At 61.3% G+C, this 24,623-nt stretch carries 25 protein-coding genes; 14 read left to right on the forward strand and 11 right to left on the reverse strand.

Annotation, left to right across the window (positions count from 1 at the left end):
• Nucleotides 1–112 precede the first annotated feature (112 nt).
• The 6 genes from N4Q37_RS05005 to N4Q37_RS05030 all read left to right on the forward strand — a co-directional run bounded on the left by N4Q37_RS05005 (nt 113) and on the right by N4Q37_RS05030 (nt 5,185).
• Entirely contained in the window at nt 113–559 is a 447-nt protein-coding gene (locus N4Q37_RS05005; RefSeq protein WP_260955791.1) for a hypothetical protein, read from the forward strand.
• A 1-nt stretch (nt 560) separates the two neighbouring features.
• Entirely contained in the window at nt 561–1,139 is a 579-nt protein-coding gene (locus tag N4Q37_RS05010) for an adhesin (RefSeq protein WP_260955792.1), read from the forward strand.
• Nucleotides 1,140–1,199: 60 nt separating this feature from the next.
• Nucleotides 1,200–2,186 carry a heme utilization protein gene (locus N4Q37_RS05015; RefSeq protein ID WP_260955793.1) on the forward strand — a complete coding sequence of 329 codons (987 nt, stop codon included), beginning with the start codon at nt 1,200–1,202 and terminating at the stop codon, nt 2,184–2,186.
• 168 nt (nt 2,187–2,354) lie between these two features.
• Nucleotides 2,355–3,035, forward strand: coding sequence for a C39 family peptidase (locus N4Q37_RS05020; protein WP_260955794.1), 681 nt, complete (start codon nt 2,355–2,357; stop codon nt 3,033–3,035).
• A gap of 74 nt (nt 3,036–3,109) precedes the next feature.
• On the forward strand, nt 3,110–3,856 hold the full coding sequence (locus tag N4Q37_RS05025; RefSeq protein ID WP_260955795.1) for a hypothetical protein: 747 nt from the start codon (nt 3,110–3,112) through the stop codon (nt 3,854–3,856).
• Between the two features lie 45 nt (nt 3,857–3,901).
• Complete coding sequence (locus N4Q37_RS05030; RefSeq protein ID WP_260955796.1) at nt 3,902–5,185, forward strand: hypothetical protein; 1,284 nt, start codon at nt 3,902–3,904, stop codon at nt 5,183–5,185.
• 91 nt (nt 5,186–5,276) lie between these two features.
• Here the strand turns inward: N4Q37_RS05030 and N4Q37_RS05035 are convergent, their stop codons facing one another.
• The gene (locus tag N4Q37_RS05035) at nt 5,277–6,602 is read right to left on the reverse strand and encodes a sigma-54 dependent transcriptional regulator (RefSeq protein ID WP_260955797.1); all 1,326 of its coding nucleotides are present in this window, start codon (nt 6,600–6,602) and stop codon (nt 5,277–5,279) included.
• Nucleotides 6,603–6,944: 342 nt separating this feature from the next.
• On the opposite strand from N4Q37_RS05035, the gene N4Q37_RS05040 reads away from it, so the two are divergent.
• The 3 genes from N4Q37_RS05040 to nhaB all read left to right on the forward strand — a co-directional run bounded on the left by N4Q37_RS05040 (nt 6,945) and on the right by nhaB (nt 10,291).
• Complete coding sequence (locus N4Q37_RS05040; RefSeq protein WP_260955798.1) at nt 6,945–7,211, forward strand: hypothetical protein; 267 nt, start codon at nt 6,945–6,947, stop codon at nt 7,209–7,211.
• 188 nt (nt 7,212–7,399) lie between these two features.
• Nucleotides 7,400–8,689, forward strand: coding sequence for a hypothetical protein (locus tag N4Q37_RS05045; RefSeq protein WP_260955799.1), 1,290 nt, complete (start codon nt 7,400–7,402; stop codon nt 8,687–8,689).
• A gap of 99 nt (nt 8,690–8,788) precedes the next feature.
• On the forward strand, nt 8,789–10,291 hold the full coding sequence (nhaB, locus tag N4Q37_RS05050) for a sodium/proton antiporter NhaB (protein ID WP_260955800.1): 1,503 nt from the start codon (nt 8,789–8,791) through the stop codon (nt 10,289–10,291).
• A gap of 86 nt (nt 10,292–10,377) precedes the next feature.
• On the opposite strand, the gene N4Q37_RS05055 is transcribed toward nhaB, so the two are convergent.
• Genes N4Q37_RS05055 through gnd form a run of 3 tightly spaced genes read right to left on the reverse strand, consistent with a single transcriptional unit; the run spans nt 10,378 to nt 13,717 of the window.
• Nucleotides 10,378–11,199 carry an HAD family hydrolase gene (locus N4Q37_RS05055; RefSeq protein ID WP_260955801.1) on the reverse strand — a complete coding sequence of 274 codons (822 nt, stop codon included), beginning with the start codon at nt 11,197–11,199 and terminating at the stop codon, nt 10,378–10,380.
• Nucleotides 11,196–12,716 (reverse strand): glucose-6-phosphate dehydrogenase, encoded by a 1,521-nt coding sequence (zwf, locus tag N4Q37_RS05060; protein WP_260955802.1) that lies wholly within the window; start codon nt 12,714–12,716, stop codon nt 11,196–11,198. The genes N4Q37_RS05055 and zwf overlap by 4 nt, the downstream gene beginning before the upstream one ends.
• Nucleotides 12,713–13,717 carry a phosphogluconate dehydrogenase (NAD(+)-dependent, decarboxylating) gene (gene gnd, locus N4Q37_RS05065; protein WP_260955916.1) on the reverse strand — a complete coding sequence of 335 codons (1,005 nt, stop codon included), beginning with the start codon at nt 13,715–13,717 and terminating at the stop codon, nt 12,713–12,715. Before gnd ends, zwf begins: the two co-directional genes overlap by 4 nt.
• Nucleotides 13,718–13,983: 266 nt before the next feature.
• On the opposite strand from gnd, the gene N4Q37_RS05070 reads away from it, so the two are divergent.
• The gene (locus tag N4Q37_RS05070; RefSeq protein ID WP_260955803.1) at nt 13,984–14,157 is read left to right on the forward strand and encodes a DUF6026 family protein; all 174 of its coding nucleotides are present in this window, start codon (nt 13,984–13,986) and stop codon (nt 14,155–14,157) included.
• Nucleotides 14,158–14,404: 247 nt separating this feature from the next.
• Nucleotides 14,405–16,144: a phosphoethanolamine transferase CptA gene (locus N4Q37_RS05075; RefSeq protein WP_260955804.1), complete on the forward strand. Its 1,740-nt coding sequence runs from the start codon at nt 14,405–14,407 to the stop codon at nt 16,142–16,144.
• Between the two features lie 174 nt (nt 16,145–16,318).
• Here the strand turns inward: N4Q37_RS05075 and N4Q37_RS05080 are convergent, their stop codons facing one another.
• The 4 genes from N4Q37_RS05080 to N4Q37_RS05095 form a co-directional block, all read right to left on the reverse strand.
• Entirely contained in the window at nt 16,319–16,813 is a 495-nt protein-coding gene (locus tag N4Q37_RS05080) for a GNAT family N-acetyltransferase (RefSeq protein WP_260955805.1), read from the reverse strand.
• 59 nt (nt 16,814–16,872) lie between these two features.
• Nucleotides 16,873–17,994 carry a cell division protein ZapE gene (gene zapE / locus N4Q37_RS05085; protein WP_260955806.1) on the reverse strand — a complete coding sequence of 374 codons (1,122 nt, stop codon included), beginning with the start codon at nt 17,992–17,994 and terminating at the stop codon, nt 16,873–16,875.
• Between the two features lie 133 nt (nt 17,995–18,127).
• A complete protein-coding gene (locus tag N4Q37_RS05090) occupies nt 18,128–18,469 on the reverse strand; it encodes a nuclear transport factor 2 family protein (protein WP_260955807.1) in 342 nt (113 codons plus the stop codon).
• 51 nt (nt 18,470–18,520) lie between these two features.
• Nucleotides 18,521–19,237 carry a helix-turn-helix transcriptional regulator gene (locus N4Q37_RS05095; RefSeq protein ID WP_260955808.1) on the reverse strand — a complete coding sequence of 239 codons (717 nt, stop codon included), beginning with the start codon at nt 19,235–19,237 and terminating at the stop codon, nt 18,521–18,523.
• Nucleotides 19,238–19,373: 136 nt separating this feature from the next.
• On the opposite strand from N4Q37_RS05095, the gene N4Q37_RS05100 reads away from it, so the two are divergent.
• Complete coding sequence (locus N4Q37_RS05100; protein ID WP_260955809.1) at nt 19,374–19,844, forward strand: LEA type 2 family protein; 471 nt, start codon at nt 19,374–19,376, stop codon at nt 19,842–19,844.
• Nucleotide 19,845: 1 nt separating this feature from the next.
• Here N4Q37_RS05100 and N4Q37_RS05105 read toward each other — a convergent pair whose 3' ends face one another.
• Nucleotides 19,846–20,769 (reverse strand): carbon-nitrogen hydrolase family protein, encoded by a 924-nt coding sequence (locus N4Q37_RS05105; RefSeq protein ID WP_260955810.1) that lies wholly within the window; start codon nt 20,767–20,769, stop codon nt 19,846–19,848.
• 84 nt (nt 20,770–20,853) lie between these two features.
• Here N4Q37_RS05105 and N4Q37_RS05110 point away from each other — a divergent pair, with 84 nt between their 5' ends.
• Complete coding sequence (locus N4Q37_RS05110) at nt 20,854–21,762, forward strand: LysR family transcriptional regulator (RefSeq protein ID WP_260955811.1); 909 nt, start codon at nt 20,854–20,856, stop codon at nt 21,760–21,762.
• 3 nt (nt 21,763–21,765) lie between these two features.
• On the opposite strand, the gene N4Q37_RS05115 is transcribed toward N4Q37_RS05110, so the two are convergent.
• Entirely contained in the window at nt 21,766–22,020 is a 255-nt protein-coding gene (locus tag N4Q37_RS05115; protein ID WP_003181187.1) for a hypothetical protein, read from the reverse strand.
• Between the two features lie 146 nt (nt 22,021–22,166).
• On the opposite strand from N4Q37_RS05115, the gene N4Q37_RS05120 reads away from it, so the two are divergent.
• Nucleotides 22,167–22,484, forward strand: a complete 318-nt coding sequence (locus N4Q37_RS05120; protein WP_260955812.1) for a DUF883 family protein — start codon at nt 22,167–22,169, stop codon at nt 22,482–22,484.
• Nucleotides 22,485–22,708: 224 nt separating this feature from the next.
• Here N4Q37_RS05120 and N4Q37_RS05125 read toward each other — a convergent pair whose 3' ends face one another.
• Complete coding sequence (locus N4Q37_RS05125) at nt 22,709–24,586, reverse strand: feruloyl-CoA synthase (RefSeq protein WP_260955813.1); 1,878 nt, start codon at nt 24,584–24,586, stop codon at nt 22,709–22,711.
• Nucleotides 24,587–24,623: the final 37 nt, after the last annotated feature.

Genomic DNA, 24,623 nt, shown 5'->3' on the forward strand with positions numbered 1-24,623 from the left:
CATCTAAAGACAAGTCATTGATCTTAAAGACATTTCATAACCCGGCATGACACCTGCTCTGTCCCTTCGCAACGCTGTATAGGGCCAGCGTAACGTAGAAGGAATCGATGCCATGGGGATGTTCGAAAGGCGCTTGAGCTATTTGCTGTTAATCGGCTGCGCCGCCAACGCAGCGCTCAGCCTGCCAGTACAGGCCGAAGGCAACGGCGTCATCGTGCTCAACCGTGACGTGCAACCCATCGCTATCGGTCGCAACGGCGGCAAAGACCCCTACCCGACCACCGTCAATGCCAACCCCTCCGAGCGCATCGCCCAAGCGAGCGCCAGCAGCGAGTTGAGCGACGGCGAGTTCGCCAGCGTGGCCAGCGGCTCGTCGATCCGCAACACCATCAACACCAATACCGGCGTCCAGGGCCTGAACGTAGTGACCAATCCCAACGGTATGCCCGGCATGGGCGCCGGGCATGGCGGCGGCAGCGGTAGCGCGATCTCCGGCACCATCAACCGCTCGTTGAGCTCCGGCCTGGCCCCGTTGGGTCGACTCGCCGGAGGTCAGTGACATGAAGCCTGCATTGCTCGTACTTGCCCTGCTCGGTGCTTCCATTGCCCATGCGGCCCCCGACGTAACGGCGAGCAACAGCGCCAACCTCCAGGATTCGGGCAGCCATTACAGCGGCAACTTCAACCTCAACCAGGCAGCCGGCGATCAAACCCAGCAGACCAACACCCGGGCCATCGCCATCGGCACCGACGCCCAGGCCACCACCAGCGTGCGCCAGCGCCTGGACACACCCGCCGATCCTTCCATGAACGCAACCGCCCGCATCGGCGGCGATTCATTCACCAACGGCAACGGCGTGCTGGGCGTCAACCAGTCCGCCGGGGCCAACAACCAGATGGCCAATGTCCTGCGGGTGGGCATCAGTGGCCATCCGCAGAGCATGGACGACAGCGCCCTGTCTCAACAAAACGTGGCGTTGTTACCGAACTCAGGCGCAACTGGCGCCCCAACCGGCAGTCGCCAGGTCGTCACCAGCGACCAGGCCTTCACTGGCAGCCGAGGGGTTATCCAGGTGAACCAGAGTGCCGGGGTGGGAAACCGCATGGCGAACACCCTGAGCATCCGGGTTGCTGACTGACCCGGTCGTAAAAATAAGAAAGTACCAACACTTAACCAACGACATGCAAGGAGAAACACCATGAAACCGACAATGGCACTCCAACCATTGGTTTTCGCTCTCGCCGCTGTCATGACAATGGCCGCGCAGGCTGGAGGACACGATAACGGCCATGGCAATGGTCACGACAACCACCACGGCCACCACGGCCCCAAAGGCCCGAACTGGGAGCAACAACTGTCCATCAGTGCCGGCGCCACGGCCACGGTGCTGGATGAGCAGAATAGCGACGGCAACGTCGTGACCAACCAGGCCACCCGAAACACTGCCGAAGCCAAGGACTCGCTCAACGGCAGCAACGGCAACATGGGCGCCAACATCGCTGGCGGCGACGGCAACCAGCAGGACAACGCCGCCGCCCTCGCCACGGCAGACGAAAGTTTCATCTTCGGTTCGGCTGTTTCGGCCTCGAGCGCGACACAGGTCAATAACGACAACTACGTCAAGAACAACTCTACGCAGAACACCGCCTCGCTCACCAATGCGGGCAACAACGGCTCCGGCAACATCGGCATCAACGTGACCGCCGGCAACTTCAACCAACAGAAAAACAACCTGGCCATCGCAGTGTCCGGAGGTCGCGTCGCCCAGGCCTCGGCCTCGGCGGACCAGACCTCCACCGGCCTTGAAGTCGACAACAAAGGCGTACGGACCTACAAGACCGACACCCTCACCAGCACCTACAGCGCTTCCGGCACGTTCAAGGCCAAGGGCACCGGCACCGCCGAAGACGACCATGGCGGCTGGGACAACAAAGGCGGCTATGGCGGCGGTCATGATGACGACAAGTTCAAGTTCTCCGCCGTGGGAACCTTCGAACTGGCCGGCAGCAATACCCAGCAGGTGCTGACCCGCGACGGTTGGAAAAACCCGGTGATCAACAACGCCACCATGACCAACTCCATGAACGGCTTCTCCGGTAACGGCGGTGCCAACGTGTCGGCGGGCGTGGGTAACCAGCAAAGCAACTCGCTGTCCATTGCGGCTGGCTGCAAGGCTTGCATGTAAAAAAGTACCACTGTGGGAATGACTCTGTGGGAGCACAGCTTGCTCGCGATGAGGGCGTCACATACGGCACCTCTGTCGGCTTGAAACCGCTATCGCGAGCAAGCTGAGCTCCCACGGACTCGCTCCCACAGGGGGCTTTTTTCCCGATCTGGATCAGGTGTATCGATCATGCGTGCCACTGCCCTTTCCCTGCTGCTCTGCATAGCCTGTACGGCGCAAGCGGCCTCGATACCCGTTGCCGCCCTGCCCGGCGGCATGCTGGTCTTCAAACCCGTGCAAAGCGTGCGCGAACGCAAGTTCAGCGACATCGTCGAGCAGAAAACCGATTTCAGTTGCGGCGCCGCCGCGCTGGCCACGGTGCTGCGCCAGGCCTATTGGCTGGACGTCGACGAAGAACATGTCATCAAAGGCATGTTGGTCAATGCCGACCAGAACCTGGTTCGCACCCAAGGGTTTTCCATGCTCGATATGAAGCGCTACGTGGAAACCATCGGCATGCGTGCCCGAGGCTATCGGATTCCGCCGGAAAAGCTCGAAGCGGTGACGATTCCGGTGGTCGTGCTGATGGAAATCCGTGGCTACAAGCACTTCGTGGTGTTGCAGCGTGCCGACAAGCAATGGGTCTACATCGGCGACCCGGTGCTGGGGCACAAGCGCTATGCTCATGACGATTTCGTCAAAGGCTGGAACGGCATCGTCTTCGCGATTGTCGGCCCCGGCTATGACAAAACCAATGCCCTACGCAGCCCTCCGCAACCGCTGACAGCCCGTAACAAGCTGGACGGCTTCAACCCGGTCAGGGATGCAGAGCTGATGGATTTTGGCTTCATACAAAGCGACTTTTTCTAATCGCCGATCTTTCCAATTGCTGACCACTGCCAACGAAAAAAAACAAAAGGAGCAGGACGCTCCGGGAGCAGGACATGAACACTTCACACTGGCTCTCGCTGGCCTGCCTGGTCGCGACTGCCTCGGGCTACGCCCATGCCGGATTCAAACCCATCGAGGTCCAGGACCAGGAGCTTGCCGAGCTGCGCGGTCGTTATGTCATGCCCGGGCGAGTCATCAGCTTCGGCATTGTCATGAGCAGCACCTGGCGCAACGCCAGCGGTGACGTGATTGGCGCCACCAGTTCCATGCAGATCCAGGCCAGCACGGTCAAACCCCAATTCTACGTTTCCACCATCAAGCAGACCGGCAATGGCCACGCCCCGGAACAGGGCAACGGCAACATTACCGGTGGCGCCGGCCTGGGCTCCAGCCAGGGCGTGACGCAAAGCGTCCGCGCCGCAGGCGACGGCAACACCGCCTACAACAACGTCAGCATCAATGTGAAGGAGAGCAACCAGGCGACAGCGCTGGCGCCCTCCCAAGGCCAGTTGCTGACCCGGGGCCAGACCATCAGCGGCAGCAATGCCGCCGGCAGCGTCGCGGTCACCGCCACCGGCAGCGGTGTACAGATGGCGATCCAGGCCAACCATAACCAGGGCAGTACGCTGCAACAGGTGGCCCAGGGCGGCTTGCTGCAAAACACCCGTCTGCTGGGCAACAGCAACCTGGTGAACAACCTGACGCAACTCAACGTGGTGTTGAACAACAACGGCCCCAGCGCCGGGGCATTGGACTGCAACCTGACCCAACTGCGAGGTCTGCGCAATCTTGGATATTGATCTACGCTGATTCGCGATCATTGGGCAAATAGGGACGGCATATTCATGTATCGATCCGTATCGTTGCGCGCTGTGATGTGTTTGAGCACGTTGTTCCCGGCGGCCGTGTTGCAAGCGGCACCCGATGCGGACATCGAGGCCCTGAAACAGGAACTTCTCGAACTCAAGCAACGATACGAGGTCCAGCAGAAGGCCCTGGCGGTGCTCGAACAGCGGGTTCGTCAAGTGGAGGACCAGCCTGCGCCGCCGGCCCCCAAACGCCTGGTTAAATCCCCGTCAGACATGAAAGGCAACCAGACCGTCGCCGGCGGTGGCGCGGCCACGTCCGGCGGCAGCGGCTATGGGCAATCGCTCGCCGATGATTCCCAGCCGGCCCAGAGCGTCTCCAATCTCTATGACGAAGCCAGCGGTTTCTTCGGTGGCGGTAAATTCAGTTTCGAGACGGGCGTGACCTATTCGCGCTACGACACGCGACAACTGATCCTCAACGGTTTCCTGGCCCTGGATTCGATTTTCCTGGGCAACATCAACCTGGACCGGATCAAGGCCGACACCTGGACCCTGGACCTCACCGGTCGCTACAACTTCGACAATCGCTGGCAGTTCGATCTCAACGTGCCGGTGATCTACCGCGAATCCACCTACCAGTCCGGCGGCGCGAACAATGGCGCTGCCGGCGTCACCAGCGAAGAAACGGTCACCCGGGATCCCACCATTGGCGACGTCAACTTCGGCATCGCCTACAAGTTCATGGACGAATCGGTCGACAGCCCGGACGCCGTGGTCACGCTGCGGGTCAAGGCGCCGACCGGCAAGGACCCGTTCGGCATCAAGTTGCGCCAATCCCAGGCCAACACCAACCTGTTCGTGCCTGAAGACCTGCCCACCGGCAACGGCGTCTGGTCGATCACCCCCGGGCTTTCGCTGGTCAAGACCTTCGACCCGGCCGTGTTGTTCGGCACCCTGGCCTACACCCACAACTTCGAAGAGTCGTTCGATGACATCAGCTCCACCGTCAATCAGAAAGTCCCAGGCAAGGTGCGCATCGGCGACAGCTTCCAGATTGGCGCCGGTGTGGCATTTGCCTTGAACGAGAAAATGAGCATGTCGTTCTCGGTCTCGGACCTGATCCAGAAAAAGAGCAAGCTCAAGCAGGACGGCGGAGATTGGGAATCGGTGGTCTCCAGCGATGCCAACGCCGGCTACTTCAACATCGGCATGACCGTCGCCGCCAGCGACAACCTGACCATTGTGCCGAACCTGTCCATTGGCCTGACCGACGATGCGCCGGATTTCAGCTTCAGCCTGAAATTCCCGTATTACTTTTAAGGATGAAGCGAAACCTGTGCGGGAGCGACCAAGCTCCCTCGCCACGGTGGGCTGTTTGCGGCGTGAGTACTGGAGTGGGGCGGCCCCGGATTCAGCGAATCTGATGCTTGTGCAGCAACCGATAGAAAGTCGGTCGCGACACCCCCAGCACCCGGGCGGCGACGCTCAGGTTATCGCTGTGGCGGTTAAGGACGTCGCTCAGCGCCTGGCGTTCGGCGCGGGTCTTGTAGTCTTCCAGGGTTCCGATAGGTGCGGCGACGCCTTGGAGGCCGTCCAGGCCAAGGTCGCGGGCTTCGATTTGCCGGCCCTCGGCCAGCACCAGGCCACGACGCACCCGGTTGGCCAATTCACGGACATTGCCGGGCCAGTCATGCATGCCCATCGCCACCAGCGCATCTTCGCTGAAACTGCGCGGACGGCGACCGGTTTCCTGGCTATAGGTATGGGAAAAATGACTGGCCAGCATCGCCAGGTCGCCATGTCGCTCGCGCAACGGCGCCATCACCACCTGCAGCACGTTCAAGCGGTAGTACAGGTCTTCACGAAAGCGCTTGTGCTCGATCGCCGCTTCAAGGTCCACATGGGTCGCCGCCAACACCCGCACATCGACCGCAATCGGCTGGCTGCCACCAACCCGCTCGATGCGTTTTTCCTGCAGGAAACGCAGCAGGTTGGCCTGCAATTCCATGGGCAGATCGCCTACCTCGTCGAGAAAAAGCGTGCCACCGTTGGCCGCCTCGATCCGCCCGATCTTGCGCTGATGCGCGCCGGTGAAGGCGCCCTTCTCATGACCGAACAATTCCGACTGGATCAAGTGCTCGGGGATCGCGCCACAGTTGATCGCAATGAATGGCTTGTTCCACCGGTGGGACTGGCGATGCAGGGTGCTGGCCACCAACTCCTTGCCTGTGCCGCTTTCGCCGCGAATCAGCACCGGCGACTCGGCAGGCGCCAGTTTGCTTAACAACTTGCGCAGTTCGCGCATCGGTTTGCTATCACCGAGCAGTTCATGTTCGGGTTGGCTGATGTGAATCGAACCCTGCCCGCGCAGGCGCCCCATGCCAAACGCCCGCCCCAGTGTCACCTGGACCCGGGACACGTCGAACGGCAAGGTATGGAAATCGAAAAACCACTCGCAGACGAAATCCCCCACATTCTTCAAGCGCAGCACTTCCTGGCTGAGCACCGCGATCCATTCCGCGCCACTGCGGCTGATCAGTTCCTTGACGGCTTCGGGACGCTCCAGATGAAACGGCTGCAGGCGTAGCAAGCCCACGTCACAGCTTCGATCAGTGGCATGTTCGAGGGAACAACTCTCCACCTCCCAACCGATGCTGCGCAGGTCAGGTAACAGGCGATGGCAAGCATCGCAGGGATCAACCACGAGCAGACGACGCGACGCACTGGCTTCGATCATGACTGATCCTTGGCGCCAAAATATGGAAATATGAGTAGAAACAGTCGTTTGGCAAACCTGCATGTAACAGTAGCAAGAAGTTGACGCCCGCTTGTATCAATTGATTATTGGAAGTCTCGAAAAATGGTTATAAGCGAGCGTTTCGTTAGTTGCCGAACCGAAAAAACTTTCAGGACGCTTTCAAACAAAACCCTTGAAGCCAGGTCTGAAAGAAAATCGAAATTTATTCAAAGAATGTGTGACCCGCCCCCGGGTTCGGAACATCAGTACAAGTAACTCCGCCGCACGGTACGCCCAACCGACGGCACATCATTTGATTGGGCACACTCAAGAGAAACTGCCATGAACGCCCCGCTCCGTATCAACGAAGCTCTTTTGATCGCCGACCGCGCATTTCGTCCTTTCCAGTGCGTGGCCTGGGCTCCACAAGACGGTAATGGTGAACTTAACCTGACCGTCATCGACCGTACCAATACCCATATTGGCCGCACCAAGATCCCAAGCACTGCCTATACCGATCCAGCCCAACTGGCCAATCTCTTGAAACAGGCCCGGGCCGAACTGAGTCAGGAAGGCTACAAACTGCAATCCTGGTCGATGCCTGAATAAACCCTGAAAAAGCCTGTTATTTGATAACAGGCTTTGCAATGGCCCACAAAGTCATTGTTCCGGCACGAATCGTCTCTCCTCCTGTCTGTAGAACATGACAGTTGTGCACTGTCGCGTTCAGGGATTGAATGTTGCCCTCATGCAGTCGTCGCTCTCATGAGCCGATCGATACGCAAGGAGAGGCATGCATGCCCGATCAATACGCGTTTGCGGTATCCCGGGCAGAAGCCCGTGCCGGACAACTCGATCCAGGCTTTGCCAGTGCCGGCAAAGCCTGGATTCTTTTTCCCGACAGCACTTGCAGCCTGACCACGGGCCTGACCGTCGACCACGCCGGGCGGATCCTGCTGACCGCCCGGATCGATACGTCCCTGGGCAGCCGGTTCGGGCTGGCTCGGCTCAACCGCGATGGTTTAATGGATCCGGGCTTCGGCACCCACGGCTGCATCACCGGCGCGTTTGAAGACGGCTGCGAAGCGACCGCCGGTAAAGCCATCGAATTGCCCGACGGCAATATCCTCCTGTCCGGCCTGCATTATGAAAACCGCGACCGCACTCTTCCTGCCCTGGCGCTGTTCGATCCACAGGGCCGCGCCGTCCAACACTTCGGCAACGGCGGCCGACAGGTCATCCGACTCTGTGGCAACCTCTCGCAAGGTTTGCGCGACCCTTGGCTACCGCCCGGCATACCGGGCCTTGAAGCCTGCGATATGCAAGTCCAGGCCGATGGCCGGATCCTGTTGCTGGCCAATCATCACTTCCAATTGTCCGACCATGTCGGTGTACTGATCCGACTCTTGCCGGACGGTTCGCTGGATGCTTCGTTCAACGGTCGTGGCTTTGTCATGGTCCGACGGTTGCTGAAAAACACCTGGCTCGGCTGCTTGCTGCTCCAGGCTGACGGCAACATTGTCGTCGGTGGCGCCATCGACTTTCCCCAACGAGGCCTGATCGCCCGCTACGACCCCAACGGCAAGCTCGATGACAGCTTCGGCGAGGACGGTTTCCTGTCCATCACCGTCCAGGATCGCAGCGTGATGGTCAACCAGGTCGTCCAGCACGGCAATGGTGATTTGCAAGCGTTTGGCAGCAGCCGCGACCCCACGCATTGCCTGTCCCTGAAAGTACGCCCGGACGGCAAGCCAGACCCGCACTGCAATCAGGGGCAGTGCCGGCTGCTGGAGATGGGCCGCAACCCCAGCCAGTGGAGCGCCGCCCTGGTTCAGCCCGATGGCAAACTGGTAACCGCCGGCGCCACCCTTGGCGGCATCGAAGCCGACTTCGTGCTGGCCCGCCACCTGCCCAACGCCAGCCTCGATCCCAGCTTTGGACAAGGCAAGGGCTGGGTCCGCACGCGACTCGGCTACAGCCTGGACACCGCCACGTCCTTGGCCGCACAGGCCGATGGCAAGATTCTGGTGGGCGGTTATTCGCTCCTGGGCAATTATCGAGCGGTGGTGGCGCGGTATTGGGCCTGAAGAAGCGTTGTGCGAAGGCCCTTTTTCATACAAGGCCCAGGCTTGATATTCGGATTCTCTTACGGCAAGTTGCGCGCTTCTAATTAAAAGGAGCAGCCGATGTCCGGTTCAATGACCCAGGCTTTCGCGCATAACTTTCTGGGGCACTCACCACGCTGGTACAAGGCGTGCATCGTCACCTTCCTGATTCTCAACGCCGTGGTGCTGTGGACCCTGGGTCCGGTCGCCGCCGGCTGGATGCTGGTCATCGAGTTCATCTTCACCCTGGCCATGGCGCTCAAATGCTACCCGCTGATGCCCGGCGGGCTGTTGCTGCTCGAAGCCCTGGCCCTGCGCATGACCACGCCCCAGGCGCTGTACGACGAGCTGCTGCACAACTTCCCAGTGATCCTGCTGCTGATGTTCATGGTCGCCGGGATCTATTTCATGAAGGACCTGTTGCTGTTCCTGTTTTCGCGGCTGCTCCTGGGCGTGCGCTCCAAGGCGGCACTGGCGCTGATGTTCTGCTTTCTTTCGGCTTTCCTGTCGGCATTCCTCGATGCGTTGACCGTCACCGCGGTGATCATCAGTGCCGCGATGGGCTTTTATGCGGTCTATCACCGCGTGGCTTCGGGCAACGACCCGCGCCAGGACAGCAGCGTCGACGAAGACCATCAACTGCCGGCGCTGCATCATCAGGACCTGGAACAGTTCCGCGCGTTCTTGCGCAGCCTGCTGATGCACGGCGCCGTCGGCACCGCATTGGGCGGTGTGTGCACGCTGGTGGGTGAGCCGCAGAACCTGCTGATCGGCCATGAAATGGGCTGGCACTTCGCCGACTTCTTCATCAAGGTCGCCCCGGTCTCGCTGCCGGTGTTGGTGGCAGGCCTGGTGACCTGCGTGATGCTGGAGAAGCTGCGCTGGTTCGGTTATGGCACGCTGCTGCCGGATAACGTCCGCGCCGTGCTGGCCGACTACGCCGAGCAAGACAACCGCGAGCGCACCGCACGCCAACGTGCCGCGCTGATTGTCCAGGGTATCGCCGCGCTGATCCTGATCGTGGCCCTGGCCCTGCACATCGCCGAAGTCGGCCTGATCGGCCTGACGGTCATTGTCTTGATTACTGCCTTCACCGGCATCACCGACGAGCACCGGCTCGGCAACGCCTTCAAGGACGCGATGCCGTTCACTTCGCTGCTGGTGGTGTTCTTTGCGGTAGTGGCGGTCATCCATGACCAGCAGTTGTTCACACCGCTGATCCAATGGGTGCTGGCCCTGCCCGTCGATCGCCAGCCGGGCATGCTGTTCATCGCCAACGGCCTGTTGTCGGCCATCAGCGACAACGTATTCGTCGCCACCATTTACATCACCGAAGTGAAGCAGGCCTTCGTTTCCGGCAGCATCAGCCGCGAACATTTCGAAACCCTGGCGGTGGCTATCAATACCGGCACCAACCTGCCCAGCGTCGCCACGCCCAATGGCCAGGCCGCGTTCCTGTTCCTGCTGACCTCGGCGATTGCCCCGCTGATTCGCCTGTCCTATGGCCGGATGGTCTGGATGGCCTTGCCCTACACCGTGGTAATGGGTGGCTTGGGGTGGTATGCGGTGACGTATTGGTTGTAGGGCTATTGCTGAGGTAGAGAAAACCTGTGGCGAGGGCGCTTGCTCCCACAGCCGAGCCAGGCTCCTGGCCATACAGGCCAGGATTTCTAACGCGGGAGGATGTACCGCTCGATCGCCAAAGCCGCGCCGTCTTCGGTCACGGCAGCAGTGACCACATCGGCCTGACGCCTGATCGCCTCCTCCGCCTGCCCCATGGCAATCGACAATCCCGCACGGTGGAACATCGCCGGGTCGTTGCCTCCATCACCCATCGCCGCTGTCTGATGCAACGGCACGTCGAGGAAGGCGGCCAGGGTCGACAAGGCCTCCCCCTTGTTGGCCTTCATTGCCGTGACGTCCAGGTAGATCGGTTGCGAACGCGAGACCTGGGCCTGCCCCTTGAGCAATGGATGCAGCCGCGCCTCCAGTTCCACCAGCAGATCGGTGTTGGCGCTGGTGGCGACGATCTTGTCCATGCGCTCCAGATAAGGTTCGAAACTCTCGACCTCCACCGGCGGATAGCCCAGGCCGCGGGTCTCCACAGGCACCATCGGACCGTTGGCGTCACGTACCAGCCATTGGTCGTCGGCAAACACCCACACCTCGATGCCAGGTTGGTCGGCGTATAACGCCAGTGTCGTGAGCGCCGCTTCGACGGGCAGATAGTGCACGGCCAGGAAACTGCCGTCCGGATGAACCAGCGTGCCGCCGTTGAACGCGGCGGTGGGCAGGTCGACGCCAAACGCTTCGATGAATTGCAACATCGCCCGCGGCGGTCGCCCGGTGGCGAGGCTGAACAACACGCCAGACTCACGCAATGCGCGAACCGCTTCGATGGTGCGCTGGTTGAGTGTGTGATCGGGCAGCAGCAACGTGCCGTCCATGTCACTGAGCAAAAAACGGATGGGGGGCTTCACCTGGTCACTCATCCGAGGCCATGCCAGACGCGACCGTCGCGGGTCAGCAGGTCGTTGGCGGTCGACGGGCCATCTTCGCCGGCCTTGTAGGGTTGCACCGAAGCATCCTGTTGCCAGGCATCGAGGAACGGTTGCACCGCGCGCCAGCCGTTTTCGATGTTGTCGGCGCGCTGGAACAGCGTCTGGTCGCCGGTCAGGCAATCGTAGATCAGCGTTTCGTAGCCCGTGGACGGCTGCATTTCAAAGAAATCCTTGTAGGCAAAGCCCAGTTCGATGTTGGCCATGTCGAGCGACGGCCCCGGCCGTTTGGCCAAGAGGTCGAACCACATGCCTTCGTTGGGCTGAATCTGGATTTTCAAGTACGTAGGTTGCAGTTCGTTGACCTCCGTGTCACGAAACGGCGCATAGGGCGCGGGCTTGAAGCAGATGACGATCTCCGTGTCCCGCACGCTCATGCGCTTGCCGGTGCGCAGGTAGAACGGCACGCCCACCCAGCGCCAGTTATCGATCATGACCTTGAGGGCTACATAGGTTTCGGTGTTGCTGTCGGCCGCCACGTTGGCTTCCTGGCGATAGCCATTCACCGCTTTGCCGGCAACTTCTGCGGCGGTGTACTGGCCGCGAATCGAGTTGGCGCGGGCCTGCTCCACTGTCCAGGGCCGGATCGCCCCGATGACCTTGGCCTTTTCCCCACGCACTGCATCTGCACCGAAGGCGGCCGGCGGTTCCATGGCGACCATGGCCAGCAGTTGAAACAGATGATTGGGGACCATGTCCCGCAGGGCGCCAGTGTGCTCATAAAAACTGCCACGGGTTTCCACGCCGACGGTTTCGGCGGCGGTGATTTGCACATGGTCGATGTAATGGTTGTTCCAGAATGCCTCGAACAGGCTGTTGGAGAAACGGCTGACGAGTATGTTCTGCACCGTTTCCTTGCCCAGGTAATGGTCGATCCGATAGATCTGTTTCTCGCTCATGACCTTGAGCAGGCAAGCGTTGAGCGCTTCGGCGGTTTGCAGGTCGGAGCCGAATGGTTTTTCGATCACCACCCTGCGGAACGCGCCCTCATGCTCCTCGAGCAGCCCGGCCGTGCCAAGGCGACTGACCACCTCACTGAAGAAGCGCGGCGCGGTCGCCAAGTAGAAAACCGCGTTGCCGGTGCCGCTGGCGGCGATCTTCGCCGCCAGCGCTGCGTAAGTGTCATCTTCGAGGAAATCACCCTGGACGTAGCTGATGCCCTTGGCCAGCTTGGCCCACAGCAGCGGGTCGAGCGCACGGTCGGCATCGCCGCCCTTGCCCGCCGCTTCCTGGCGGATGAAGTCCGCGAGTTTCTTGGCGAAGTCCACATCGCTGATGGCGTTGTGGTCGACGCCCACGATGCGCAGCCCATCATCCAGCAGACCGTCGCGGCTGAGGTGATAAAGCGCTGGCATCAACAGGCGTTTTACCAGGTCGCCATGGGCGCCGAACAAAAACAACGTGGTCGGCGGCGCGGGTTCGGCCGTGGATTGGCTGGCGATCGTGGTCATTTTTTCGGTGTCTCCACGTGGCCGCCAAAGCCGAAGCGCATGGCCGAGAGCATCTTGTCACCGTACGTGCTTTGCTGGCGCGAGCGGAAACGGGCGAACAGCGAACTGGACAGTACCGGCACCGGCACCGCTTGCTCGATGGCGGCCTCGATGGTCCAGCGCCCTTCACCACTGTCGGCCACTTCGCCGGAAAAACCGTCCAGTTTCGGATCGACAGCCAACGCGTCGGCAGTCAGGTCCAGCAGCCAGGACGAAACCACGCTGCCACGCCGCCAGACTTCGGCGATATCGGCGACGTTCAAATCGAAACGTTGCTCCGCTGGCAGGCTTTCGCTGGATTTGGTCTTGAGGATGTCAAAGCCCTCGGCAAAGGCCTGCATCATGCCGTACTCGATACCGTTGTGAATCATCTTCACGAAATGCCCCGAACCCGCCGGGCCCGCGTGGATGTAGCCACGCTCGGCACGATCATCGTCAGATTTGCGGTCACGGGTGCGCGGGATGTCGCCCATGCCCGGCGCCAGGGCGTCGAACAGCGGGTCCAGGCGTTTCACCACGCCGGCGTCGCCGCCGATCATCATGCAGTAACCGCGTTCCAGGCCCCAGACACCGCCGGAAGTGCCGACATCGATGTAGTCCAAGCCCTTTTCCGACAAGGCCTGGGCACGACGGATGTCGTCCTTGTAGTACGTATTGCCGCCGTCAATGATCACATCGCCCGGCTCGAGCAACTCACTGAGGGCGTTGATGGTGTCTTCGGTGGGGGCGCCGGCCGGCAACATGACCCAGACCGCCCGTGGTTTTTCCAGGCCGGCTACCAATGCTGCCAGATCGCCAGCACCTGTGGCGCCTTCCTGGGACAGATTTTCGACAAAAGCGGCATTGCGGTCATAGACCACGGTGGCGTGGCCTTTGAGCATCAGGCGCCGTGCAATATTGCCGCCCATGCGGCCCAATCCGATGATTCCGAGTTGCATGTGCTGATGCTCCCTACTACAAATAAAGGTAAGTCAAAGGTTTAGCTCCGACTACAAAGGAGGTTAGTCCAGAGCATTGCTACATAGTTTCCGGGTAATAGTAATAGCTTCCGGGTAATTGGAGAGATCACACAGTAACGCTCCGAACCCGGTGAAGGCACAGCGACCATGAAAAATAAAAAAGTTCCAATCACAAGCAAAAGAAATCAGAATCGGCGCCGATAGTAGGGTGTCGACCAAAATACTGGCGGCATCTCTACAGTTGATGTACGCCATTTGCGAGGTGAGCAATGGGCCCAGTCGTTACAGCACGTCCTCCCCAAACCCTTTACGTGACCATTCGTCGCGACGAATTACGCCTGCTTAAAGAAGAGCGCGACCTGCTACTCGAAGAAGTGACGCAGTTACGCATGCAGCTGCAACACGTCCAACTGTCCTCTCAGAACCAGGCGATGGTTCGATAATCGCCCTGGAAGCACCTGAAAAGTGGCACCGCCAACGCGGTGTCACTTGAAAACCGCATCCTCTTTGTTGTCGCTAGCTGCTCCTTTGGGCTGCTGCATTCGCGCCTGTGCCAGCATTTTGTAAGCAAAAAACTCACAAAGTTTTCACAACCGGCCCGCGATACTCCCCGCCTTTAAGGTTTCTCGACATTTGCCTGCGGTCACCCATGGGGACCGGCAGCATCGTCGACAAGGGCTGGAGCGCTTGATGAGCTTGTTCAAACGCAGCAAAACGACTGCGAAAGGTTTCGACTGGGCCGGACTCGGCTGGCTGTTCCTGTTCTTCTGGTATTTCTCGGGCATTACCCAACTGCTTATCCTCCTGAGCGACACCTCCGGCTTCTCCGGGTTTCGCCAGGCCTTCGTGATGAGTGCGTTGTGGCTGGCTCCCCTGCTGCTCTTCCCTGCCCGCACGCGCTTGCTCGCTGCATTGATCGGCATCGTGTTGTGGGCCTGTTCCATGGCCAGCCTGGGCTATTTCTTCATTTACCAGCAGGAGTTTTCCCAGAGCGTCATCTTCATCATGTTCGAGTCGAACGTGGCCGAAGCCGGCGAATACCTGACGCAATATTTTGCCTGGTGGATGGTTGCGGCTTTCCTGCTCCACACCGCTGTCGGCTACTGGCTCTGGACGCGCCTGCGCCCGGTGTACCTGCCTCGCAGCCAGGCCTTGGTGGCGGCCGTTGTCATCGTGGTGGCGGTGGTCGGCTATCCACTGATCAAGCAGACCCAGCGCACCGGCAGCTTCGCCAGCGGCCTGGAGAAATTCGAAGATCGCATCGAGCCTGCCGTGCCATGGCAAATGGTGGTGGCGTACCGTCGCTACAGCGAACAATTGGAAAACATGCAAGGCATGCTGCACAGCGCCAGCAAGATCGCGCCACTGCAAAACCTCAAGGACGCCATGGCCGAGCAACCGGCGACCCTGGTGCTGGTGATTGGCGAATCCACCAACCGCCAGCGCATGAGCCTCTACGGCTACCCGAGGGAAACCACGCCGGAATTGGACAAGCTCAAGGGTGAGCTTTCGGTGTTCGACAATGTCATCACGCCGCGCCCCTACACCATCGAAGCGCTGCAACAAGTGCTGACGTTCGCCGACGAAGAGAACCCGGACTTGTACCTGAGCACACCCTCGCTGGTGAGCATGATGAAACAGGCCGGCTACAAAACCTTCTGGATCACCAACCAGCAGACCATGACCAAGCGCAACACCATGCTCACGACCTTCTCCCAACAGGCCGACGAGCAGGTGTATCTGAACAACAACCGCAACCAGAACGCCGCGCAATACGATGGCGACGTGATCGAGCCGTTCAACAAGGCCCTGGCCGATAGCGCGCCGCGCAAGCTGATCGTGGTGCACCTGCTCGGTACGCACATGAGCTATCAGTACCGCTATCCGCCGACCTTCAACAAGTTCACCGACCGCCAGGGCGTGCCGGCAGGCTTGCGTGACGATCAGGTCCCGACCTACAACAGCTACGACAATGCGGTGCTGTACAACGACTTTGTCGTATCCAGCCTGATCAAGGACTACGCCAAGACCGACCCCAATGGCTTCCTGCTGTACCTGTCGGACCACGGCGAGGACGTCTTCGATTCGCAAGGCCATGAAACCCTGGGCCGCAACGAAGGCAAGCCGACGGCACCGATGTACACCATTCCGTTCATCGCCTGGGCGTCGCCTAAATGGCGCGACAGCCATGACTGGAGTTTTGCCGGTGATCTGTCACGGCCTTACAGCAGCTCGCAGTTGATTCATACCTGGGCGGATTTGGCTGGCTTGAGTTTTGATGAGCTGGATCACAGCAAGAGTCTGGTCAGCAATGATTTCAAGGCCCGGCCACTGTTGATTGGCAATCCTTACGAGAGCCAGCACAAAGGGTTGATTGATTTCAGTTTGATGCAGCCCAAGGCTCCGCCGGTCAAGGTTGTGCAGCAGTAACTGGGGGCGCTCCCCCAACACTCAAACCTTAAACCGCAACCCCTTGTGGCGAGGGAGCTTGCTCCCGCTCGGGTGCGCAGCAGCCGCATACCAGGCAATGCGGTTTACCTGGAACAATGCAGGGGCCTGCTTCGCAGGCCAGCGGGAGCAAGCGCCCTCGCCACAGGGTTCCCATCAAAGTGGCTTCGTCCAAAACAACATACGCCCATGAGCCGGATCGAACATCCCAGCGGCAAAGCCAAACTTGGCATAGCTGGCCTGGGCCGCCGCGTTACCCTCGAGCACTTCCAGGGTGATTTTGCAGCAACCGCGCTGACGGGCAATGTCCTCAACCTTCTGCAGCATCTTCTGGCTCAGCCCTCGTCCACGAAAGGCCTCCATCACCATTACGTCATGGACGTTGACCAGGGGCCGACAGGCAAACGTCGAGAAGCCTTCGAAGCAGTTGACCAGTCCCGCCGGCTCGCCATTGACGAACGCCAGCACGCTGAACGCATGGGGACGCTTGGCCAGCTCGCCAGGCAGATGCAGCAGCACCGCGGCCGGCAGCGGCTGACCGCCCCCCATCGGGTCCTGCGCATAGCCATTGAGCACATGGCAGATGGCTTCGGCGTGGACCGGGTTGGTATAGCTGGCTTGCAGTACGAGAATACCCTTGGTTTCTTCCATGATGATGACTCTCTCACTCCGACGGTACCGCAGGCTCGACGCCTTCGGCGGGATACAGGTCAGGCGGGCTGACCAAAACGTTGCAATTGCATTTCCTGGAGGCGACTGAGGGTACGGCGAAACGGGAATTGCAGATAGCCCTCGGTGTACAACTCTTCCATCGGCACCGGAGCCGACAGGTACAGCGGCACCTTGCGGTCATAGCATTCGTCGACCAGCGCGATGAAACGTCGTACGCCGTCGTCGTGGACCGACAATTGTGGCAACTCGCGGTCACCGGCCTCGACCCGTTCGACACCGTCCTCGGTGCCACGGGCGATGCGTCCTTCGCGCTGTTCGGCGCTCAGGCACGGCACGTCACTGAGCAGGATGACGCTGAAGCGGTCGCACAGCGCCATGAAGTCCACGGCCGAGAATGGTTGCTCGCACAGGTCCCGATAGCGGCTCCACAGCACCGCATCGCTGGCCTGGAGCGGTTCGAGCAGGCGATGGCCGACCTCGACCGGCTCGCGGCCCTGCGCCTGTCCTGTTGTCAGTCGATTGAAGATGTTTTCCAAGGGGTCGGGTTGGCCGGGCTCGCGCAGCCAATACCGTTGCTGCAACTGGCCGGGATGCTGGCGATGATCCTGCCAGCCATTCACCGGCACAACCTGCATGTGCTGCTCGATCGCGCGGATGGTCGGCAGGAAGCGCTCGCGATTGTGGCCGTTGGCGTAGAGTTCCTGCGGCGGCAGGTTGGAGGTACTCACCATCACCATGCCCTGCTCGAACATCACCTGGAACAAGCGCCCGAGGAGGATGGCATCGCCAATGTCGCTGACAAACAGTTCGTCGAAACACAGCACCCGCACTTCTGCACTCAGTTCCCGGGCCAGGGCCTGCAACGGATCCGGCGTACCGGTGAGCTGGAATGAGCGTTGATGGACCCACGCCATGAAATGATGGAAGTGCTGGCGTCGGGCCGGGACCTTGAGACTTTCGTAGAAACGGTCCATCAACCAGGTCTTGCCACGCCCCACCGGGCCCCAGAGATAAATACCCTGGATTGACTTACGGCCCTCGTGTAATGCCTTGTGGCATTGCTCCAGCGCCATGATGGCTAACTCCTGGGCTTCGTCCTGGACGAAGCCGTTGCACTCGATGGCGTGCTGCCAGGCGCTCAAGGGGGAATCGAAAGTCATACGGCCCGGGTCCGGAAAACGAAGGTGGGGAGTATGCCATGACAGCAGGGGCGATGAGTCACAACTCAACGTCCTGTGCTCAACACATTCCCCACTGACTCAGCACCACAACAGCGTTCCGGAGTGTGGCTCTTCAGATCGAGATATCCAGCCGGCTGATCTTCCCCTGCTCATCCAGCCGGAAGGTATAGCGCAGCTCCAGCGGGCTGCCGGGGAAGGTCCCCGAGATCAAGTTGTGCACCAGTACCTTGCCGGTGCGTTGTTGCACATTGAGTACTTCCACCCGTGGCTGGAAACGTCGGGCGGTGTCTTCCATCCATTGGGCGATGGCCTGGGTACCCGCGCGGTGCTGGCCCTCATCGAACACGTTGGCGTCCTCGGCGAAGAAACGCGTCACCGCCGAACTGTCACGGGCGTTGGCCGCCGCAATGTAGCCGGCGATGGCCGGGGCCAGGGAAGAGACGGGATTGGTCATGGCATGGCTCCTTGTTTTATCGAACGGGCACCATGCTAGAACAGCGTCGTGTCAGTTTTTGTCAGGAGTGAAACGCCCGGTTTCGTCCAGCTGCATCAGTGCAAACCAGCCTCGCAGCAAGTCGCTGCGTCGCCCCGGATAACGCCCACCCTGCTCGCTGGCAGCGGCAATCCGGTCAGTGCGGAAGGTTCGATAGGCGCCGCGCAGTTCGCACCAGGCCACCACCACCCGCGCCTCATTGAAAAAGCCCAGAGCCAGCGGCCAGATCAGACGCTGGCTCGGGGTTTTGTTCACGTCGGCATAATCAATGTGCAACTTGGCCTGGGTGCGAATGGCCTGGCGGTACACGTTCAGTTCGACGGTGTTCTGCGGATAGCCGTAACCCGGCGGGCCGGGCAGTACCGTGGGGTTGCGCAAGGCGTCGCGCACATCCGGCGCCAGCACCGCGGCGACTTTCGCCAACGCATCGGCGGCAGCCTTGCCGAGCACCTCGTCGCCACGCTGATCCACGTAGCGCAAGCCCAGCACAATGGCCTCGATTTCATCGGCGGTGAACATCAACGGCGGCAGGAACAGGCCACTGCGCAAAACATAACCGATGCCGGCCTCACCCTGGATCGGCGCGCCAAGGGCCGTGAGTTCGGCGATGTCGCGGTACAAGGTGCGCTCGGAGACTTTCAGTTCAGCCGCCAACGTCGCGGCGGTGACCGGGCAACGCTTGCCCCGCAGGACTTGCAGCAAAGTGAGCAGCCGGGTGGTACGCGACACGATGGATTGTCCGCAAGGAAAAAGTTGACGCAGATTAGCAGAGGCTGGTGTCAGAAATTGTCAGGAGCTTCTGTGGCGAGGGGGCGCGGTGGGTTATCGTGCTCTTCCGAGTTTTTCATTTCTTGAGAGCCTAGCCATGCGCAGAATCCTCGGCCTTTCCCTTGTCCTGATGCTGCTCAGCCTGAGCGCCTGCGCCCTCTTCCCGCACCGCGACCCGCTGAACATCAACGTGGTCGGCATCGAGCCGTTGCCCAACCAGGGCCTGGAGATGCGTTTCGCGGTGAAATTGCGGGTGCAGAACCCCAACGAAACCGCCATCGACTACAACGGCGTGGCGCTCAACCTGGAGGTGAACGACCGGACGCTGGCCACCGGCGTCAGTGACCAGGCCGGCTCCATCCCGCGATTCTCCGAAGCGATCGTGAGCGTCCCGGTGAGCATTTCGGCGTTTTCCGTGCTGCGCCAGACCCTGGGCCTGAGCCAGACCCAAAGCCTGGAGAACCTGCCCTATGTGCTCAAGGGCAAGCTCGCCGGAGGCGCGTTCGGTACCCTGCGCTTTGTCGACCGCGGTACCCTCGACCTGCCGGGCGCCAGCGAGCCGTGGTGAATCAACCGATGAAGCGCACGCCGGGCTTGGCGCGCTCGTCCACCACCAGCTCGAAGACGTCCGGCCGGGCGTAGTGCCCGACCACGTCATAGTCATAGCGCGCCCGCACCAGCTCATCGGTGTCGATTTCGGCGATCAACAGCCCGGCGGTGTCCTTCAGCGGGCCTGCCAGCACGTCGCCCATGGGCCCGACGATCACACTGCCGCCGGCGATCAGCGCACGTTCGGCCGGCCAATTCGCCACCTCGATGCCCAGGGCCTGCGGCGAAGCCTGGACCTGGCAGGCACTGACCACGAAACAACGGCCTTCGTGGGCGATATGGCGCATGGTCACCTGCCACATGTCCCGCTCATCGACGGTGGGCGCGCACCAGACGTCCACGCCCTTGGCGTACATCGCGGTGCGCAGCAGCGGCATCATGTTCTCCCAGCACACCGCCGCGCCGACCCGGCCGACCTGGCTGTCAATCACCGGCAGCGTCGAGCCGTCGCCTTTGCCCCAGATCAGCCGCTCGGTGCCAGTGGGCATCAACTTGCGATGCCGGGCCACCAGGCCGGCATCGGGCTCGAAGTACAGGGCGGTGCAATACAGAGTGCTGCCGGCACGCTCGATGACGCCCAGCACCAGGCTCGCCCCCGTCCGCGCCGACAGCCCCGCCAGCGCCTCGGTTTCAACCCCGGGCACATCGATGGCATTGGCAAAATAGCGGGCAAACGCCTCGCGTCCTTCCGGCAGGCGATAGCCCAGTTGCGTCCCGAAGCCTTCGCCCTTGGGATAGCCACCCAGCAGTGCTTCAGGCATCACTACCAGGCGTGCGCCAGCCTCACGGATGGCGTCTTCATAGGAAAGAATCTGCGCCAGGGTTTCGCCTTTGCCGCCGGGCAAGGAACCGATCTGCAGGGCAGCGACAATGGATTTGGGCATGTTTTCAACTCCGTGATCATCAGGTGTTGCTGATTCTCATGCCGCGGCCGATCATGAATAAAGACCGAAACACTGCTAAATGATATGAGCCAAATGAATATCACAGATGTCGACCTCAACCTGCTCAAGGCCTTCGAAGCCTTGCACGAGGAATCCAGTGCCAGCCGTGCCGCCCTGCGCCTGGGTGTGACCCAATCGGCCATCAGCGCCGCCCTGCGCAGGCTTCGCGATCTTTATGACGATCAATTGTTCGTGCGCACCGGTCGCGGCCTGGCGCCCACCTTGCGGGCCAACCAACTGAAACCGGTCATCAGCGATGCGTTGAATAAATGCCGCCAGAGCCTGTCGATGGTCGATCCGCTCGCCAGCCACTATGAAGGACGATCAGTCATCGTCGGGCTGTCCGACGACTTCGAGATTGCCCATGGCCGTCCGTTGATCGAGGAAGTGGCGCGACGCGCGCCAGGGCTGCGGTTGATCTTTCGCCAGACCCACAGCCAGATCGTCGGCCGCGCCCTGATGGAACGCAGCCTCGACCTGGCGATCACGGCGGGAGGTTTCAGCCAGCGTTTGCTCAGCCGGCAGGTGTTGGGCGAAGGCGACTATGCCTGCCTCGTCGACCCTGCCAGCCTGACGCCAGGTCAGCCTGCGCTGGGCCTGGAAGCGTTCGTGGAGCGCGAGCACCTGCTGGTGTCTTCACAAGGTTTTGTCGGTATCACCGACGAGGGGTTGGCCGGGCTCGGGCTTGGCCGCAGGGTTTGCGCTTCGACCACCCATTTTGCCGCATTGCCGTTCCTGCTCAAGGGCAGCCAGGCCGTGGCGACCATCCCGGGCCACGCGGCCCGGGCTATTGCGGCCCTCGGTGGCCTGGCGCTGCTGCCCTGCCCCCTGGACTTGCCGCGTTACCCCATCGAATTGGGCTGGCGAACCCACGCACAACGGGATCCGGCAGTGGACAGAGTCCGCGAGGCGATCGTCGCGGTCTTTACGTGAAAGTTACTTGTTGGCTGCCATCAGCCGGTTGACTTCGCTGCGCACCATGTTCGCGTATTCCGGTGGCGACATGCCGTCCAGCTCGGCACGCACCCACTCGGCCCACTTGCCCTTGCGCTTGGAGCGCTCGCCGAACAGCCGGGCGGCGTCGCCCTTGGCCTTGCCCAGGTTGTTCTGCCACAGCTCGAAGAGTCGGGATTTTTCGTCTTCCAGCGCGGCGCGCTCGGCCAGGGGCTTGTCTGCCAGATTGAAGCTCATGGGAAATACCTGTTGCGTAAATAGGCGCCATCTTACACCGTGAGACCAGGATTTCATGAATGGATCGTGCTGCGCCCGTACACCGCAACTTCCAAGCCTGCGCAGCACTCCATAGTTCAGGGCCATCTTCAACAAGGAGTCATTCAATGGCGCGCAAAAGTACAGGGCAAGCGAACGGGGAACAGATCAAGGACCAGACCTTCAGCGAACTGCGGGCGCTGATCGAGGAGTCAGAAAAACTGCTCAAGAGCAGTGCCTCGCTGGTGGGCGAAGACGCCGATCACCTGCGCGGCCAGATCTCGCACAGATTGCAACAGGCCCTGGACTCGCTCGCCAGCGCACGGGAGCGTACCCGCCCCATGGTCGATGCCACCGAAACCTACATTGGCGGGCATCCGTGGCAAACCGTGGCGATCAGCGCCGGCCTGGGGTTGGTGGTGGGCTTGTTGCTGGGGCGACGTTAAGTCACGCCCCCAAAAAAAGCTGTAGAAACAAGGCCTTGTAGAAGCAAGGCTTTGTGGGAGCAAGGCTTTGTACAGGCAAGACTTTGTGGGAGCAAGGCTTGCCCGCGACGAACGATAACGCGGTCCAACTGTCGGACCGCGGCGCGGCTATCGCGAGCAAGCCTTGCTCCCACAGGGCACAGGGCACAGGGCACAGGGCACAGGGCACAGGGCACAGAGGGAGTCTAGCCAATAGCACCGGCCCGCAAGATCGACGGCTCCTCACCCCGATACAACGCCTCGACCTTTTCCGCCCGCCACTGCAACACCGCCCGCTGGTTGATCGTGCCCTTGTCGGTGATTTCACCGCGGTCGATGGAGGCTGGTTCATCGAGCAAGGCAATCCACTCCACGCGACTGGCGTTGCCGCTGGCATCACGGTTGAGGCGCTGCAACCAGTCGCTGAACCACTGACGCACTGGCACGCTGGCAAGCACCGCGGCGTCGCTGGCGTCCGCGCCCAGGCCTGACAGCCGTCGACATTCGGCCAGGCGTGGAAACACCAATGCCCCGAGACACTCGCGGTCCGGCGCAGTCACCACCAGGTCCATGACATACGGCGTGCCGGCCAGTACCCCCCGGTTGCGCAGCGGTCCGACGCTGACGAACACGCCGGAAGACAACTTGAAGTCCTCGGCGATCCGTCCGTCGAACATCAAGCCCCACTGCGGATTGGCGGGATCGGCCAGCTTGATCGCGTCCCCCGAGCAATAGAAGCCGTCCTCGTCGAATACCTCGGCGGTCTGCTGCGGCGAGCGCCAATAGCCCGGCATGATGTGCGGCCCGCGAAAGCGCCCTTCGAACTTGCCGTCCACCGGCACCAGGCGCACTTCGCAACCGGGCGCCGGCAGGCCGATGTAGCCGGCCATGGACAGCGGTCCGGTGGTGAAGGTGCAGGACGGCGACGCCTCGGTCATGCCCAGCCCGGCCATCATGCGGATCCGCTCGCCGCAATGCTGCTCGGCCACCTTGTCGAGCCGGTCCCAGGTGCTTTGGGACAAGCCCGCCGCCGCGAAGAAAAACAGGCTGACACGCTGGAAGAAACGCTCGCGCAACACCTCGTCCTGCTCCAGGGCGCTGACCAGCTCTTCCCAGCCCTTGGGTACGGTCAGGTAGGCCGTAGGGGAGATTTCCTTGAGGTTGCGCAGGGTTTCGGCAAAGCCCTGGGCGGTGGGTTTGCCGTCATCGAGGTAGAACGTGCCACCGTTGTACAACACGATCCCGACGTTGTGGCTGCCGCCAAACGTGTGGTTCCAGGGCAGCCAGTCCACCAGCACCGGCGGCGTCTCGCCGAACACCGGAAAGGTCTGCAACAGCATCTGCTGGTTGGCGCAGAGCATGCGCTGGGTGGTGACCACGGCCTTGGGCAACCGGGTGGAACCCGAGGTGAACAGGAACTTGGCGATGCTGTCCGGGCCGGTGGCCGCAAAGGCCTCTTCGGCCTCGACACCGCCCGGTTGTGCCAGCAGGCTGGCAAAGCTTGCCCGAGATCGGCCCGCCATTTCGCCGCGCACCGTGATCAGGGGAACGTCTGCCGGCAACACGGCGTTGATCGCTCGCTCGAACGGTGCGGCGTCGCTGACGAACACCAGCCCGGGCTGCAACAGGTCGCAGACATGTCGCAGCTTGGCGAAATCCTGGGACAGCAACGAATAGGCCGGCGACACCGGGCAATAAGGAATGCCGGCATACATCGCACCGAGGGCCATTTGCAGGTGCTCGATGTCGTTGCCGGACAGCAGCGCCAAGGGCTTTTCAGCGGATAAACCGTAGGCCAGCAAACCTTGCGCAATCGCGCGGACGCTGTCGAGCATTTCGGCGTAGCTGACTCGACGCCAGTCACCGCCCGACTCACGGGCGGCGATAAAAGTCTGTTGCGGGCGTACCCGTGCCCAGTGCACCAAGCGGTCCAGCAGGCGCGCCGGCATGGGCGCCAGGGGTTCCAGGGAGCGCATGTGCAGGATGCCCCGCTCTTCCCTGACTTCCACGGCTGGATGGCCGATCGACACCTGGCGATAACGCCCGGGACCGGGCCGGGAGGACGATTTGAACTCGGAACTCACGTAGATTTCCTCCACCAAGGCATGCTCGGGTCGCACG

The organism is Pseudomonas citri (genome assembly GCF_025336485.1).
Classification (GTDB): Bacteria; Pseudomonadota; Gammaproteobacteria; order Pseudomonadales; family Pseudomonadaceae; genus Aquipseudomonas; species Aquipseudomonas citri.